14 protein-coding genes and 1 tRNA gene are annotated in these 13,628 nt (G+C 61.8%); 6 read left to right on the forward strand and 9 right to left on the reverse strand.

Going from position 1 to position 13,628, the window contains the following annotated elements; all coding sequences use genetic code 11:
* Position 1: 1 nt before the first annotated feature.
* The 3 genes from pilB to P353_RS01565 all read right to left on the reverse strand — a co-directional run bounded on the left by pilB (position 2) and on the right by P353_RS01565 (position 2,928).
* On the reverse strand, positions 2–1,744 hold the full coding sequence (pilB, locus tag P353_RS01555; RefSeq protein ID WP_034364494.1) for a type IV-A pilus assembly ATPase PilB: 1,743 nt from the start codon (positions 1,742–1,744) through the stop codon (positions 2–4).
* 138 nt (positions 1,745–1,882) lie between these two features.
* Positions 1,883–1,959 (reverse strand) — tRNA-Pro (locus P353_RS01560).
* Positions 1,960–1,998: 39 nt separating this feature from the next.
* A complete protein-coding gene (locus P353_RS01565; protein WP_034365406.1) occupies positions 1,999–2,928 on the reverse strand; it encodes a polyprenyl synthetase family protein in 930 nt (309 codons plus the stop codon).
* Between the two features lie 367 nt (positions 2,929–3,295).
* Between P353_RS01565 and rplU the strand changes: the two genes are divergently transcribed.
* The 4 genes from rplU to proB all read left to right on the forward strand — a co-directional run bounded on the left by rplU (position 3,296) and on the right by proB (position 6,403).
* Positions 3,296–3,607 carry a 50S ribosomal protein L21 gene (gene rplU, locus P353_RS01570; RefSeq protein WP_003058536.1) on the forward strand — a complete coding sequence of 104 codons (312 nt, stop codon included), beginning with the start codon at positions 3,296–3,298 and terminating at the stop codon, positions 3,605–3,607.
* 16 nt (positions 3,608–3,623) lie between these two features.
* Positions 3,624–3,881: a 50S ribosomal protein L27 gene (rpmA, locus tag P353_RS01575; RefSeq protein WP_003058534.1), complete on the forward strand. Its 258-nt coding sequence runs from the start codon at positions 3,624–3,626 to the stop codon at positions 3,879–3,881.
* A gap of 156 nt (positions 3,882–4,037) precedes the next feature.
* Positions 4,038–5,153 (forward strand): Obg family GTPase CgtA, encoded by a 1,116-nt coding sequence (cgtA, locus tag P353_RS01580; protein WP_034364496.1) that lies wholly within the window; start codon positions 4,038–4,040, stop codon positions 5,151–5,153.
* A 110-nt stretch (positions 5,154–5,263) separates the two neighbouring features.
* Positions 5,264–6,403 (forward strand): glutamate 5-kinase, encoded by a 1,140-nt coding sequence (gene proB / locus P353_RS01585; protein WP_003073991.1) that lies wholly within the window; start codon positions 5,264–5,266, stop codon positions 6,401–6,403.
* Positions 6,404–6,455: 52 nt separating this feature from the next.
* Here proB and P353_RS01590 read toward each other — a convergent pair whose 3' ends face one another.
* Positions 6,456–7,160 carry an RNA pyrophosphohydrolase gene (locus P353_RS01590; protein WP_034364498.1) on the reverse strand — a complete coding sequence of 235 codons (705 nt, stop codon included), beginning with the start codon at positions 7,158–7,160 and terminating at the stop codon, positions 6,456–6,458.
* A gap of 94 nt (positions 7,161–7,254) precedes the next feature.
* Between P353_RS01590 and P353_RS01595 the strand changes: the two genes are divergently transcribed.
* Positions 7,255–8,997 carry a proline--tRNA ligase gene (locus tag P353_RS01595; protein WP_034364500.1) on the forward strand — a complete coding sequence of 581 codons (1,743 nt, stop codon included), beginning with the start codon at positions 7,255–7,257 and terminating at the stop codon, positions 8,995–8,997.
* A gap of 12 nt (positions 8,998–9,009) precedes the next feature.
* On the forward strand, positions 9,010–9,663 hold the full coding sequence (locus P353_RS01600; RefSeq protein ID WP_034364502.1) for a lytic transglycosylase domain-containing protein: 654 nt from the start codon (positions 9,010–9,012) through the stop codon (positions 9,661–9,663).
* A gap of 116 nt (positions 9,664–9,779) precedes the next feature.
* On the opposite strand, the gene P353_RS01605 is transcribed toward P353_RS01600, so the two are convergent.
* From P353_RS01605 to P353_RS01625, 5 genes are all read right to left on the reverse strand, one after another.
* A complete protein-coding gene (locus P353_RS01605; RefSeq protein ID WP_034364504.1) occupies positions 9,780–11,165 on the reverse strand; it encodes a hemolysin family protein in 1,386 nt (461 codons plus the stop codon).
* Positions 11,166–11,262: 97 nt separating this feature from the next.
* Positions 11,263–11,721, reverse strand: a complete 459-nt coding sequence (locus P353_RS01610; RefSeq protein WP_034364506.1) for a ribonuclease HI family protein — start codon at positions 11,719–11,721, stop codon at positions 11,263–11,265.
* Between the two features lie 31 nt (positions 11,722–11,752).
* On the reverse strand, positions 11,753–12,073 hold the full coding sequence (gene grxD, locus P353_RS01615) for a Grx4 family monothiol glutaredoxin (protein WP_003058519.1): 321 nt from the start codon (positions 12,071–12,073) through the stop codon (positions 11,753–11,755).
* A gap of 127 nt (positions 12,074–12,200) precedes the next feature.
* Entirely contained in the window at positions 12,201–13,076 is an 876-nt protein-coding gene (gene prmC / locus P353_RS01620) for a peptide chain release factor N(5)-glutamine methyltransferase (protein WP_052084632.1), read from the reverse strand.
* Positions 13,077–13,089: 13 nt separating this feature from the next.
* Entirely contained in the window at positions 13,090–13,623 is a 534-nt protein-coding gene (locus P353_RS01625) for an SUKH-3 domain-containing protein (RefSeq protein ID WP_034364508.1), read from the reverse strand.
* Between the last annotated feature and the right edge of the window lie 5 nt (positions 13,624–13,628).

The raw sequence follows: 13,628 nt of genomic DNA on the forward strand, positions 1-13,628 counted from the left end.
TTTATTCGTTGGTGACCGCCAGCACTTCTTCGAGTGAGGTCAGACCCAACTTGACTTTATGCAGGCCCGAGCCGCGCAAAGAGCGTACTCCTTCGGCCTTGGCCTGTTCGGCAATCTCCAGAGCGCTGCCGTCACGCAAGATGATGCGTTGAATTTCTTCGCTGATGGGCATCACCTGATAGATACCGACACGTCCCTTGTAGCCGTTGTTGCAGGCCGGGCAGCCGACAGGCTTGTAGCTGACCCAGGTGCCGTTGAGTTCGGCTTCATCGTAGCCCGCCTCGATCAGGGCGTCATGCGGTATGTCGGCAGGCTCCTTGCACTGCGCGCACAGGCGTCGCGCCAGGCGCTGGGCGGTGATCAAAATCACGCTGGAGGCAATATTGAAAGGGGCGATGCCCATATTGCGCATGCGCGTCAGCGTGGTCGGAGCGTCATTGGTGTGCAGCGTGGACAGCACCAGGTGGCCGGTCTGGGCGGCCTTGATCGAGATGTCGGCGGTTTCCAGGTCGCGGATTTCGCCGACCATGATGATGTCCGGATCCTGGCGCAGAAAGGATTTGAGCGCAGCGGCAAAGGTCAGGCCGGCCTTCTCGTTCACATTGACCTGGTTGACGCCGGGCATGTTGATTTCGGAGGGGTCTTCGGCGGTGGCAATGTTCACGCCCGGCTGGTTGAGCAGGTTCAGGCAAGTGTAGAGCGACACGGTCTTGCCCGAGCCCGTGGGGCCGGTGACCAAAATCATGCCGTAGGGGCGGTTGATGGCCTTGAGCAGGCGCTCTTTTTCCTCGGGCTCGTAGCCTAGGGCGTCGATGCCCATCTTGGCCGAGCTCGGGTCCAGGATACGGATCACGATCTTCTCGCCAAACAGCGTGGGCAAGGTGCTGACACGAAAGTCGATGACGCGGTCGGGGCCGACCTTGAGCTTCATGCGGCCGTCCTGCGGAACGCGTTTCTCCGAGATGTCCAGGCGCGAGATCACCTTGATGCGCGAAGCAAGCTTGTCCTTGATCGCGATAGGAGGAGAGGCTATCTCGCGCAGCTCGCCGTCGATGCGAAAGCGCACGCGGTAATTGTGTTCGTAGGGCTCGAAATGCAAGTCGGATGCGCGCATATTGAAGGCGTCCAGCAGCATCTTGTGCAGAAACTTGACGACCGGCGCATCCTCGACCTCGGCGCCGACGGCATTGTCTTTTTCCTCGGGGGCATCCTCGATCTTGACGTCGTCAAAGTCAAAGTCTCCGGAGCTGGAGTAGGAGTCCAGGGATTCGCTGACGCTCTTGCCGGTCTGCTCGATGAGCTTTTGCAGCTTGTCGGCCTCGACAACCACCCAGTCCACCAGCAACTGGGTCGTGAACTTGATCTGTTCGGCAGCTTCCTGCTGAGTGGGGTCTGCCGTGGCGATGGTGAGGCGGTTGCCGCGCTTGCTGAGTGCCAGCACGCGATAGGCGTTGCTGATTTTCGGGTCCAGCAGTTCGCGCGGAAGTTGCTGGACGTCGATGGCGTTGAGGTCCAGCAGCGGAGTGCTGAACATCATGGAAATGGTTTCGGCAATTTCCAGAGCGCTGATTTCGCCAGACTGGCTGAGCTCGGTAATGAACGGGGTCTTGCCTGTGGCGGCTTTCTTGGCTGCGTTCTCGGCGGCTTGCTGCGAAACCTTTCCTGCAGAAATCAGGGCTCTGCCTAGACCAGGGATGGCAATGGGCGCAGGGGCGTTCTTTTGCGGATTGTCGGCAGCGGCCATGTATCCAAGTCTGGGAGGGGTGGGAGAGGACCTATCCTACCATTCTTGTTGTGACAAACGGCAGCTCACCAGAGGCGCATGCATGCGTCAATGCCGCGTCATTGAACATGGCGCAAGAAACTGTGACAAAAATGAAATTGGTCGGGGTGAGAGGATTCGAACCTCCGGCCTCTACGTCCCGAACGTAGCGCTCTACCAGGCTAAGCTACACCCCGCATGCTTTGTTTGTCGAGCACCGTGGTGCACCTGGCGATTCAGGTGCGGCGCTCCAAAAGCTGAGAGGCCAATTGTAGCAAACTTGCGGTGTATGCATTGCTTGGCAGCGAAGCCAAAGCATCAATGGCGCGCAGGGCTTCCGCGTGCGCGGCGGCTCGGGCAACGTCCAGGGCGCCGGTGCTGCGCACGATTTCCACTACGGCATCCAGTTGATCCGTAGAGCCTTGTTCGATGGCGTTGCGCACGATGGCCGCCTGCTCGGCGTTGCCGCGTTGCATGGCAGCGATCAGGGGCAGGGTGCATTTGCCTTCGCGCAGGTCATCGCCCAGGTTCTTGCCCATTTCCTGAGCGTTGCCGGTGTAGTCGAGCACATCGTCAATGATCTGGAATGCCGTTCCAAGTGCCTGGCCATAGGCTGCACAGGCTTGCTCCACTTCAGGCGTGGCATCCGCCAGCACGGCTGCCAGCTGTGCGCTGGCCTCGAATAGCTGGGCGGTCTTGGAGCGGATGACGTGCAGATAGCCGGCCTCATTCAGCGAAGCATCATGAGTGTTGATGAGCTGCTGGACTTCGCCTTCTGCGATCACGTTGGTGGCGTCGGACAGAATCTGCAGCACACGCATGCTTCCCACTTCCACCATCATCTGGAAGGAGCGGGTGTGCAGAAAGTCTCCGACCAGAACGCTGGCAGGGTTGCCAAAGGTCTCGTTGGCCGTGGCCCTGCCGCGACGCAGCGTGGATTCGTCCACCACATCGTCGTGCAGCAAGGTCGCGGTGTGAATCAGCTCCACCACGGCGGCCAGGATGTATTTGCTCTTGGCCTGGTGGCCCAGGGCGCCGGCGATCAGCAGCAGCAGTGCCGGGCGCAGGCGCTTGCCGCCGGCGGCAATGATGTATTGGGAGATCTGTGCGATCAGGGGGACGCTGGTTGTCAGTCGCTGAGCAATGACGATATCCACTTCGCGCATGTCATCTGCGATCAAGGCAAGCGGATTGGATGTGGAAATTTCTGTAGTCAAGGTGATGAACCGCCAAGTGGACTCGCGATTATAGGAAGATGCAACAGAGTTTTGCGTGGTGTCCTCAGAGCCCGTTCAAGTGAACAGAGGCTTTGCGGGCTGTGGCATTGCAGTCGCTTGCAAGGAGCAGGCCTTGTCGCGTGCCTGCTAGCCGCGCGCCTGCCCCTGGCATCCCGTTTCGCGCGGCCACGGTCGCGGCTTGCGGAGATCCCGAAGCGCTTCCTGGGGGTATGGCAGCAGAGAAAATGCATGCGTGCTAGAATTGCCGGCTCCGTGGAAATCATTTCATGGAACTCTCAGACTTTAGAGGTTTTCAATGTACGCAGTCATAAAAACCGGCGGCAAGCAGTATCGCGTTGCAGCTGGCGAAAAGATCAAGGTAGAACAGATTGCTGCGGACGTAGGCCAGGAAATCGTGATCGACCAAGTTTTGGCCGTCGGCAACGGCGCTGAAATCAAGGTTGGTGCCCCCCTGGTGTCCGGTGCATCTGTAAAGGCAACTGTGGTTGCTCACGGCAAGCACGACAAGGTGCACATCTTCAAGATGCGCCGTCGTAAGCACTATCAAAAGCGCCAAGGCCATCGTCAGCAGTTCACCGAACTGCAAATCGTGGCAATCGCTGCTTAATTTTAGGAGCTAAGTCATGGCACAGAAAAAAGGCGGCGGCTCTACGCGTAACGGACGTGATTCCAAGCCAAAAATGCTGGGCGTGAAGGCCTTTGGTGGCGAGCTGGTGACAGCTGGTTCCATCATCGTGCGTCAGCGCGGCACCAAGTTCCACCCCGGTGAGAACGTTGGCGTGGGCAAGGATCACACCCTGTTTGCACTGGTTGACGGCCACGTGTCGTTCGGTGTGAAGGGCGCTCTGTCCAAGCAAACAGTCAACATCACGGCTGCATAAGTCGTCTTTGACTCAAACAAAGCCCCGACTTGTCGGGGCTTTGTTGTTTGAAAAGGCTCCAGGCAGCAGATTTCTGGCAGATGGGGCATGGTAATAGACCTCTCAGGTGTGGCCCGGGGCTTCTGGTGCACACTGATTTTGTAGACTGGATGCCTCATGAAGTTCGTTGACGAAGCTTTTATCGACATTGCAGCCGGTGACGGCGGCAATGGTTGCGTGTCTTTCCGGCACGAGAAATACAAGGAATTTGGCGGCCCCGACGGTGGCGATGGCGGCCGTGGCGGTCATGTGTACGCCGTGGCCGATGTGAACCTGAACACGCTGGTGGATTACCGCTATTCGCGTCGCCACGAGGCCAAGCGCGGTCAGCACGGCATGGGTTCCGACATGTTTGGTGCGGCCGGTGACGACATCACGCTGAACATGCCCGTGGGCACCATCATCAGCGATGCGGATACCGGCGAGGTGCTGTTCGAGCTGCTCGAGCCCGGCCAGGTCATCACCATCGCCAAGGGCGGTGACGGCGGTTTCGGCAATCTGCGTTTCAAGAGCGCCATCAACCGGGCGCCGCGCCAGAAGACTCCCGGCTATCCCGGCGAGCGCCGCAACCTGAAGCTGGAGCTCAAGGTGCTGGCCGATGTGGGCCTGCTGGGCATGCCCAATGCCGGCAAGTCCACTTTCATCACGGCCGTCTCCAACGCCCGCCCCAAGATTGCCGACTATCCCTTCACCACCTTGCATCCCAATCTGGGCGTGGTGCGCGTGGCCGCCGAGCAGAGCTTTGTGGTGGCCGACATCCCTGGTCTGATCGAGGGAGCCTCCGAAGGTGCTGGCCTGGGTCACCAGTTCCTGCGCCATCTGCAGCGCACACGTCTGTTGCTGCATATCGTGGACATTGCACCATTCGACGAGGGCGTGGACCCGGTCGAGCAGGCCAGGGCCATCGTGGCCGAGCTCAAGAAGTACGACGCCGAGCTCTACGACAAGCCGCGCTGGCTGGTGCTCAACAAGCTGGACATGGTTCCCGCGGAGGAGCGTGCCGCCAAGGTCAAGGACTTCGTCAAGCGCTTCAAGTGGAAGGGCCCGGTCTACGAGATCTCGGCGCTGACCCGCGAAGGCTGCGAGCCGCTGATCCGCAAGATCTACGAGCATGTGCACAACCAGCAGCTGGCGGAACAGGCTCCCAAGGAGATCGATCCTCGTTTTGCGGGAGGCGAGGATTCTGGTCTGGATATGACCGATCCGCGTTTCGCCTCTTACGATCCGGAATAAGCTAGAGGGTATAACCCAGCAGCGCACTTGGTGCGCTGTTTTGCTTTGAATTTAATAGCTGATATCGCTTTAGTCATTAGCGTTAGAGGCTTACAACACTGTAAATTCTCATGTCTTCCAATGTGCTGCGTGATGCCCGTCGCATCGTCGTCAAAGTCGGCTCCAGCCTGGTTACGAATGAAGGTCGTGGTCTGGATGAGGCCGCCATTGAAGAGTGGAGCCGCCAGCTGGCGGCATTGGTGAATGGTGAAGACGGCGTCAAGCGTGAAGTCATCATGGTCTCCAGCGGCGCCATTGCCGAAGGCATGAAGCGACTGGGTTGGGCCACGCGTCCGACCGAGGTGCATGAGTTGCAGGCCGCTGCTGCCGTCGGTCAGATGGGGCTGGCCCAGATGTACGAGACCAAGCTGCGCGGCGAGGGCGTGCCCAGTGCCCAGGTGCTGTTGACCCATGCGGATCTGGCCGATCGCGAGCGCTATCTGAACGCCCGCACCACGCTGCTGACGCTGCTGCAACTGGGCGTGGTGCCCGTCATCAACGAGAACGACACGGTGGTGATCGACGAGATCCGCTTTGGCGACAACGACACCCTGGGCGCGCTGGTGGCCAATCTGGTCGAGGCCGATGCACTGGTCATCCTGACCGATCAGCGCGGCCTCTACAGCGCCGATCCGCGCAAGAACCCCGATGCCAGGTTCATCGACGTGGCCGAAGCCGGCAACCCCGAGCTGGAAGCCATGGCCGGCGGAGCGGGCCTGTCTATCGGCACCGGCGGCATGATCACCAAGATCCTGGCGGCCAAGCGTGCGGCGGGCTCCGGTGCTTCCACCGTGATCGCCTGGGGGCGCGAGAAAGACGTGCTGCTGCGCCTGACGCGTGGCGAGTCCATTGGCACGCTGCTGGTTGCCAACACGCACAAGATGCAGGCGCGCAAGCAGTGGATTGCCGACCATCTGCAGCTGCGCGGCTCGGTGACCGTGGATGCGGGTGCCGTCTCCAAGCTGCGTGATGAAGGCAAGAGCCTGCTGCCCATAGGCATGATCACCGTGGAGGGGGATTTCTCGCGCGGCGAAGTGATTGCAGTGCGTGATGAGAATGGTGCCGAGATCGCCCGTGGCCTGGCCAGCTATGCAAGCGCCGAGGCGCGGCTGCTGTGTCGCAAGAGCTCCTCGGAGATCGAAGCGCTGCTGGGCTACTCCGCCGGTCCCGAAATGATGCACCGCGACAATATGGTGGTGGCCGGACACTGAGCCTTGGCTGCCAACAAAAAAGCCGTAATGCTGCGAGGCATTACGGCTTTGTTCATTGCAGAGGCTTGTGATCGGGCGGATTGTCTATGCCGGTCTGCGGGTCCGGATCAAAACTGGCACCAGGCGGCAGCTCTATGCCGGGGTTGATGCGAAAGCTCCCTGTGCGGGCGGGGTACATGACCTGATGGTGCTGCCCCGGATGGGAGGTGCTGCCGGTGGTCTGGCCTGCCTCCTGTTCACGCGGCCGCATGCCGCTGCGCAGATAGCGGTTGCGCTGCTGCTCGCCGCGCGGCAAAAAGCGCGCGAGCTCGGTCAACGCCATTTCATAGACGCCGCGTTTGAATTCGACCACCACATCCAGAGGAACCCAGTAGTCATTCCAGCGCCAGGCATCGAACTCAGGGTGGTCGGTGGCACGCAGGTTCAAGTCCCAGTCATGCCCGACCAGTTGAAGCAAAAACCATATCTGCTTCTGGCCTTTGTAATGCCCGCGCGCGTCGCGGCGGATGTACCTGTCTGGCACCTCGTAGCGCAACCAGTCCCTGGTGCGGGCAACCACGCGAACGTGATTGGGCTTCAGCCCCACTTCCTCGTGCAGCTCGCGAAACATGGCTTGCTCGGGTGTCTCACCCCGATCAATGCCACCTTGCGGAAACTGCCAGCTGTGGGTGCGAATGCGTTTTCCCCAGAACACCTGGTTTCTTTGGTTGAGCAGGATGATGCCGACGTTCGGGCGAAATCCGTCCCGGTCAAGCATAATCAAACCCCAAATTTTTGAATTGTGTTCATTATGCATGGCCCCTTGTGATCGACAAGCGGGCCATGCCTATTTCCACTGAATTGCCAGTTCCATGAAAGCCTCCCAATTTCTCATCTCCACCCTGAAAGAAGCTCCGGCCGACGCCGAAGTGGTCAGCCACAAGCTCATGATGCGGGCTGGCATGATCAAAAAGCTGGGTGCTGGCATTTACAACTACATGCCCATGGGCTTGCGCGTGATCCGCAAGGTCGAGGCCATCGTGCGCGAGGAAATGAACCGCGCCGGTGCCATTGAAACCACCATGCCCGTGGTGCAGCCTGCCGAGCTGTGGCAGGAGACCGGTCGCTTCGAGAAGATGGGGCCCGAGTTGTTGCGCATCCAGGATCGCCATGGCCGTGATTTCGTGATTCAGCCCACTTCCGAAGAGGTGGTCACCGATATCGCGCGCCAGGAGTTCAAGAGCTACAAGCAGCTGCCCAAGAACCTCTACCAGATCCAGACCAAGTTCCGCGACGAGCGCCGTCCGCGCTTTGGCCTGATGCGCGGTCGCGAGTTCATCATGAAGGACGCCTATTCCTTCGACAAGGACCGCGATGCGGCCCAGATCAGCTACCAGACCATGCGCGAAGCCTATAAGCGCATCTTCGACCGCTTCGGCCTGCAGTACCGCGCCGTGCGTGCCGATTCGGGCGCCATCGGCGGCGATCTGAGCGAGGAGTTCCAGGTCATCGCTTCCACGGGCGAGGACGCCATCGTCTACTGCCCGAACAGCGACTACGCGGCCAATATCGAGAAGGCCGAGAGCCTGGCGCCCGCCCAGGCCCGTCCTGCTGCCGCGCAGGCCATGCAAAAGGTCGCCACGCCCGGCAACAGCACCTGCGAAGCCGTAGCCGAGCAGCTGGGTCTGCCTCTGGCGCAGACCGTGAAGTCGCTGGTGCTGGCCACGGACGAGCTCGACGACAAGGGTCTGATCGTCAAGTCGCAAGTGTGGCTGCTGCTGCTGCGCGGCGATCATGAGATGAACGAGATCAAGGTCGGCAAGGTCGAGGGCCTGGCGGGCTTCCGTTTTGCGACCGTGGGCGAGATCGAAGAGCATTTCGGTGCCAAGCCCGGCTATCTGGGCCCCATCGGTCTCAAGAAGCCCGTGAACATCGTGGTGGACCGCGATGTGGCCGTGATGGTCGACTGGGTCTGCGGCGCCAACGAGGAAGACTTCCACATCACCGGCGTGAATTTCGGCCGTGATCTGCCCGAGCCCGCCGTGGTGGCTGATCTGCGCAATGTGGTGGCGGGCGACCGCTCGCCCGACGGCGCGGGTGAGCTGGCGATCGAGCGCGGTATCGAGATTGGCCATGTGTTCTATCTGGGCACCAAGTACTCCAAGGCCATGGACGCCACTTTCCTCGGCGACAACGGCAAGCCGCAGCACTTCGAGATGGGCTGCTACGGCATTGGCGTGACCCGCCTGCCCGCCGCTGCCGTGGAGCAGAACCACGACGAGCGCGGCATGATCTGGCCCGATGCAATTGCGCCGTTCACCGTGGTGATCTGCCCCATCGGCATGGGTCGCAGCGAGGCCGTGAAGACCGAGGCCGAGAAGCTCTACGGCGAGCTGCTGGCACTGGGCGTGGACGTGATCCTCGACGACCGCGACGAGCGCCCCGGTGCCATGCTGGCCGACTGGGAGCTGATCGGCGTGCCCCACCGCGTGGTGCTGGGCGACCGTGGCCTGAAGGAAGGCGTGGTCGAGTACCAGCAGCGCCGTGACACAGAAGCCACAAAGCTGGCGACCAATGAGGTGCTGGGTCACCTCAAGAGCCGCCTGGGCCTGTAAGCTGCTGTATCAATGCCAGAAGCCCTTCTCAACCGTCGCTCCTGCCTGACTGCCGCAGCCTCGTTTGCCATTCCGTCGGCAAGCTGGCTGCTGCCGCAAACGGCATGGGCGGGCGGGCAGCTCGAGGAGCCGCTGGCGGATTCGGTGCGCACGGCGCTGAGTGCGGCCGTGGCGGGTTCGGGCGCGCCGCCCGAGCTGGAGTTCACCTCCACCGAGGCACGCATGAGCTATCTGCGCTGGCTGGTGGCATGCAGCGACAAGCTGGCCAAGCGCAAGACCGACCCCCAGGCGCGGCGCGAGTTCCTGCAGACCGTCTGGTACGAGTCCAAGCGCGCGGGCCTTGATGTGTCCATGGTCATGGGCCTGATTCAGGTGGAGAGCGGCTATCGCAAATACGCCATCTCCAGCGTGGGTGCGCGCGGCTATATGCAGATCATGCCGTTCTGGATGCGGCTGATCGGTGACGGCGATATCGGCAAGCTGTTCCACATGCAGACCAATCTGCGTTTCGGCTGCGTGATCCTGCGCCACTACATGGACCGCGAAAAGGGCGATGCCTATATGGCACTGGGCCGCTACAACGGCAGCCGGGGCCAGCCCCAGTATCCGAATGCCGTGTTCGGCGCCCAGCGGCGCTGGCTGGTGGAGGAGCCGCAGTCGGTCTGATACTGTGACTGTGGCGATATACAGAAAAAAAGAGAGCGCCTAGCGCTCTCTTTTCATTGGTTTTAGCAATAAAAGAACCTGAAGTCTTTTTGGGGTAAGCGCAAGAAGCTCCTGATTCAGGAGTGGCTGCTTTTGCTGGCATGGGCCTGGGCGGCGCTGCCCTGTACCTTGGCCGCAGCGGCCGCCGAAGGTGCAGCAGATTCGGCAGCGGGCTCGGGCAGCTGGGTCACCATTACCTGGTCGATGCGGTAGCTGTCCACGTCCAGCACTTCAAACTTGTAGCCGCCCCAGATCACCGCATCGGTGCGGCGCGGCACGCGGCGCAGCATGACCATCAGGAAGCCGCCCAGGGTTTCGTATTCATCGTCATGCGGCATATCGTCCAGATGCAGCACGCGCATCACATCCTCGACGGGGGTGACGCCGTCGATCAGCCAGGAGTGCTCGTCGCGGCGGATGATCTGCTCTTCCTCGTCAGAAGGGCTGACCAGATCGCCCATCACCGTGCTCATCACATCGTTCAGGGTGACGACACCGACGACGCGGCTGTACTCGTTGACGATGACGGCAAAGTCTTCGTGCACCATGCGGAACTGCTCCAGCACCTCTGCAAGACTCAGTCGGTCGGGCACGATGAGCACCTTGTGAATCAGCGATCCATCCTGCAGGGACAGGGGCTGGTTGTTGAGCGCGCGCTGGAACAGGTCCTTGGCGTCCACATAGCCGATCACATGGTCGATATCGCCGTCGCAGACCGGGTAGGTGGAGAAGGGCTCCTCGGCAATGCGGGCGCGAATGATGGCGTCGGCGTCATCCTTGAAGAAAAAGGCAATGCGCTCGCGCTGCGTCATGGCCGAGGCCACGATGCGCGAGTCCAGCTCGAACACGTTGGCAATCACCTGCTGCTCGCGGGCGGCCAGCACGCCGGCCTTGGTGCCCGCTTCGGTCATGGCCAGGATGTCGTCACTGGTGATGCGCTCGTCGCGCGTTGCGGGCAGGCCGAGCAGGCGAAACAGGGCGTCGGTCGCCAGGTTGTAGAACCAGATGACGGGCTTGAAGATCACCACAAACCAGCGCATGGGCGCGAGCACGCGCACCACATAGCGCTCGGGCTCGTTCATGCTGATGCGGCGCGGCAACAGGTCTGCCAGCAGGATGAAGGCCGAGGTGACTATGAAAAACGAGAGCAGGAAGCCGAGCGTCGTCGAGAGGCTGGGCGAGAACCATATCGAGAAGAACTCGGTCAGCGCAGGGCTGAACGCACCCTCACCAACGATGCCGCCGAGGATGGCGACGGCATTCTGTCCCACTTGCACCACGGTGAAATATTCGCCCGGCTGCTCCTGTACGCGCAGGGCATGCTCGGCTCCCTCGTTGCCGTCGTCTGCCATCTGGCGCAGGCGCAGGCGACGCGAGGCGGCCAGAGAAATCTCCGCCACAGAGAAAAAGGCGCTGAGCAGAATCAGCAGAACAATCACCGCAAGGCTTTGGGACACACTCATAGGCAGGGCTGCTGCGGCACGTCGACGTGCCTGCGGCCGGTTATCAAGGAGTCTCTATTCGACCACATAAAGCCTGTGGCAGGCAGCTGTACTGGCTTCAGGGCTGAAGCGCGGCTGCCGAATGGGCCATGCGTGCCAGTGCATCGGCCTCGGTATTGCGGTGTCTTGGCACCCATTGCAGCATCAGCTCGTCAAAGCCCTGCATCTGTGCACGGGCGGCCTCGAACAGCTGGCTGAGCCGCGCAATCGGCCGCGCCGGCTTGGCCATGGGCGGGCCGAGCTGCTCCAGCAGCACCCGGGAGTCGGTGCGCACGGTCAGGCTGCGCGCGCCGAGATCGCGTGCCAGCGTCAGGGCCGCCATCAGGGCCCGCAGCTCGGCTTCGTTGTTGCAGCCGCTGCGGTGCAGATCCTGCGACAGCGTATGGCGACTGCCATCGGGCAGCTGCAGCAGCACGCCCAGGCTCATGGGGCCGGGGTTGGGCAGGGCGCTGCCATCGATATGGATGCAGCAGTGATGGGCGGGCGCGGGTTTTGGGGGCGGCATGAAAAAAGCCACCGGGGGCCGGTGGCTTGCAGACAGCTTGGGCTTACTTGGCGGCCAGCACTTGCTGCAGCTCGCCCGATTCGTACATCTCCATCATGATGTCCGAGCCGCCGATGAATTCGCCCTTGATGTAGAGCTGGGGGATGGTGGGCCACTGGCTGTAGTCCTTGATGCCCTGGCGGATTTCCTGGTCTTCCAGCACGTTCACGGTGGCGATGGACTTGGCATCCACACCGCAGGCCTTGAGGATCTGGATGGCACGGCCGGAGAAGCCGCACTGAGGGAAGCTGGCGTTGCCCTTCATGAACAGCAGGATGTCGTTGTTCTTGACCAGGTCGTCGATGCGTTGTTGAGTGTTGCTCATAGTGGGCTCCGGATTTTGGAAATGGCGGTACCAGCCGCGATGTCTGCAATTATTTCACCGACCGCAAGCAATGCGATGCTGTGAGGAAATCTTGCTGCCTGGTTATCTGGGGGTGAAGGTCTGGAAATCAAGCCTTGCCAGGGCGGCAGCCGCCCGTGCAGCGCGCAATGCCGGCCAGGTCATGGCGGTGCTGAACCTGTTCGAAGCCGGCCGCCTGCATGAGCCGCGCCACGTCTTCGGCCTGATCCCAGCCATGCTCGAAAAGCAGCCAGCCGCCAGCCTTCAGGTGTGCCGGAGCCTGGTCGATGATGCTGCGTATGTCCTCCAGCCCATCCGCGCCGCTGGCCAGGGCCGACAGTGGTTCGTGGGTCAGCGCCGCCAGGTGCGGGTCGTCGGCGCGGATATAGGGCGGATTGCTGACGATCAGATCGACAGGTTCCTGCCCGTTCAAGGGCTGCAGCCAGCTGCCATGGGCGAACTGCACGGGCAGCTTGAGGCGGGCGGCGTTGCTGCGGGCCACGGCCAGGGCATCGGCGCTGGCGTCCACGGCGATGACCCGGGCTGCGGGGCGCTGGCTTTGCAGGGCCAGGGCAATGGCGCCGCTGCCAGTGCCCAGGTCTACGACGCGAGCGGGCTGCCCTTGGGGCATGAGCTCCAGCGCCCAGTCCACCAGGGTTTCGGTATCGGGGCGCGGGTCCAGCACCCTGCTGTCCACGGCCAGATCCAGGCCGTAGAACTCTTTGCTTCCGGTCAGGTAGGCGACAGGCGTGCCTTGCTGGCGCAGGGCGCACAGCTGGCCCCAGCGGGCCTGCTGCTCGGCGCTGAGCATATCGCCGTCATGGGTGATGAGCCAGGCGCGGGCATGCGCTGGCTGCTGCATCAGGTGCAGCAGCAGCATCTGTGCATCGACACGTGCCAGCCCTTGGCTGGCGGCTTGCTGCAGGGCTTGAGCGACGGAGAGAGAAGGGGGTGAGAATTCGGTCATGGCTTGGCCGGTGGCCATCTTCTTCGGAAATTCAGTAAGGGTATATCTCGGGGGCGCCCGCCTTGTAGAGCGTGCCGTACAACTGGGTCGATGGCTGGCCAGGCTCCAGCATGGGGCGCGAGCGTATACCCAGCAACAGATGCTCCAGCGCCTGCTGAAGATTTTCGCCCTCGAAGCTCATGCCTACAAAAGACCAGGAAAAGCAGCGTCCATCGCCCGCCATCAGCAGCTGGCCGTGGGCGTGGTGAACTTCGGCAAGTGGTATCAGTCGGGTGTTCAGGCGCTGTTCCCAGCAGAGCAGGGCGTCGTCCGCATCTTCGCCGGTGAAATGCGCTTCGAGCCAGTCAAACTCTATATCGCTGCTTGCGCATTCCCGGCCCTTGCCCACCTGGCCTATGTGCAGGCCCGCCAGGTTCTGCAGTGCAGCCACGGCGCGGTGGCAGGCCAGACCGGGCTGACGGTCCAGAGCGCTCCGGACAAGCGCGGGTATGGCGACCTCTCGCTGCGGGGTCCAGCCCTGGGCTTGCAGCAGCTCAACCACGACAGGTGACTCGAAATTCAGCATGGCGG

It is taken from the genome of Comamonas testosteroni, from assembly GCF_000761245.1.
GTDB lineage: Bacteria > Pseudomonadota > Gammaproteobacteria > Burkholderiales > Burkholderiaceae_C > Comamonas > Comamonas testosteroni_C.